Origin of the sequence: Streptomyces sp. NPDC051561 (assembly GCF_044454195.1) — a bacterium.
Taxonomy (GTDB): domain Bacteria; phylum Actinomycetota; class Actinomycetes; order Streptomycetales; family Streptomycetaceae; genus Streptomyces.
On sequence record NZ_JBITDM010000060.1, the window covers coordinates 1 to 1,972 of the forward strand.

The 1,972-nt window shown below is 65.1% G+C and carries 2 protein-coding genes; both read left to right on the forward strand.

Going from position 1 to position 1,972, the window contains the following annotated elements:
- The first annotated feature begins 562 nt into the window (after nucleotides 1-562).
- The gene (locus ACIA73_RS41890; protein ID WP_399444275.1) at nucleotides 563-712 is read left to right on the forward strand and encodes an ester cyclase; all 150 of its coding nucleotides are present in this window, start codon (nucleotides 563-565) and stop codon (nucleotides 710-712) included.
- 474 nt (nucleotides 713-1,186) lie between these two features.
- On the forward strand, nucleotides 1,187-1,612 hold the full coding sequence (locus ACIA73_RS41895) for a hypothetical protein (RefSeq protein WP_399444276.1): 426 nt from the start codon (nucleotides 1,187-1,189) through the stop codon (nucleotides 1,610-1,612).
- Nucleotides 1,613-1,972: the final 360 nt, after the last annotated feature.

The following is a 1,972-nucleotide window of genomic DNA, read 5'->3' on the forward strand; positions in this document are numbered from 1 at the left end:
GCAGCTCTATGGACGTGCCGAATTCGAACTACTCCGGAAGCTGATTCTGCTTCAGTGACCGACCGTGACGGCTCCCCGTGATCGCTGCCAGAGCCGTTCGTTGACTCCGTTTGCAGGTGGGTTCTGACTCCGCCTTCCGCAGCGCACGCCGGTTCTCGCGGTAGGGGTCAGGCGAGAGCGAACGGCGTTGTTGGGGGCGGGGGTTCTGCGGTGCCAGCAGCGGCCGGGGTCGGGTCCGGTGGTGCGGTGCGAAGGGGCTCTTACACCTGCGCACCGCACGCACCCTCTTTCACCTATCGCTGAGGGACGGTGACCAGGGTGCGGTCGCGGCCGCAGGCGTCGACGTGGTCGTGTGCCTCGGCGATCTCCTCCAGCGGGAAAACGCTCGCCGACGTCCACGGCGCCGGCGCCGACGGCGGCTGCGGCGGTGAGGTCGCGGTCGGCCTGCCTTCTGGCCGCGGCGGTGAAGTCGCCGCGGCCGAGCAGGCGGAGGGTGACGTTGTTGAACAGCAGCGGCCAGAAGGGGATCTCCGTCCGGTCGGCGCGGGTGGCGTAGGCGGCGATGACCGCGTCGTTCCCGGCGAGCGGCAACAAGATCTCGGTGCAGGCCATGAACTTCTACTACCTGGCCGACGGCCGAATCATCGGCGAACGGGGCCAACCCGATCTCCTCGGAGTGCTGCAGCAGATCGGTGCCGTACCGGCGCCGTGAACCTCGTAGCGCCGGGTGAGCCTTCTGCCGCGCGAGATTGGTGCTGCCGGGAAGGGGCCGTACGGCGTGTTGACAGAGGGCGAAGGCCCGCACCGGAGCGCGGGCTGCTGGGCGTCCGCGTCCGTCCGCGTTGTGCGCGTCGACGGGATCCCCACCGATTCCGCCAATCGGTAATCGAGTCCAGAATTTCTAATACTCAGGGGTCCGGCTTCCGCACGATGGTCGAGTGCGAGCCTGCAGTGGGCTTCACTCTCGATAAAGATGCGCTGTCAGAAAAACCGACACACGCCCTCTCGCGAGTCAATCCTCCGGCCAGCCCGCGCGCATGACCCATGGTGCGGGAATTCGGATAACACCTCCTTCGCACCCGGTGGACAACTCCTGTCATCCATCCAGCATGTCAGAACATGAAAAGTGGAAGGCGTGTCTTAAATTGCCCTAGTCCATGCCTTTGTTGAACGACGGGAGCTTGAGATGAATACCCTTCTGACACGGACGGCCGGCACGGTCGGCGCCTTGTTGCTGTGCGCCGCGCCGCTCACCACCGGGGCGTCAGCCACCGCCGCACCGCACGGAGGCGAAGAGCCGAGCCCCACCGCCACCAAGCCCGGCGTCCCCGGCTCGCTCCGGCCCACCCTCTCCGCGAAAGCAACCGTCAAATCCATCAGGGCTTGGCAGCAGTTCCGGGTTTACGGCTCCTCCACGCGCCTTCCCGCAGGCACCCGAGTCACTTTGCAGCAACTGCAGAGGCGCGGCTGGGTCAGCTTGCCGATCCACATGAACACCACCCGCGCCCACACGTACAACCTGCGCGTGAAGCTGGGCATCAAGGGGCTCAACAAGATCCGCATCATCGGCGGTGGCGCCATCTCCAACACCGTCCAGGTCACTATCCGCTGACTTCCGGCGGAGAGGACTCGACGGCCCGCCACAGCCCATCCAGCTGGTCCCGCAGCAGCGCCTCGGTTTGTCGATCTTCCCCTGGCTCTGTACGGGGGTGCGTCCGCGTGCTGAGATGTGGATATGGAGGTTGTGCTGGCCAGCTTGATCGCTGTTACTGGAACCCTGTTGGGTTCAATCATCACCTTTACGTTCCAGCGCCGTTCCAGTGCGCAAGCGGAGGCCTTTACCCGTTCCCTGCAACTGCGCCAGGAACGTCTGACGACTTAGAGGATGTCTCACGTGGTGAGTTTGGCGAGTTTCTTGTAGCAGGTCAGGGTGGCGGCGAGGCCGAGGAAGGCGAGGAAGTGGCTGCCGTTT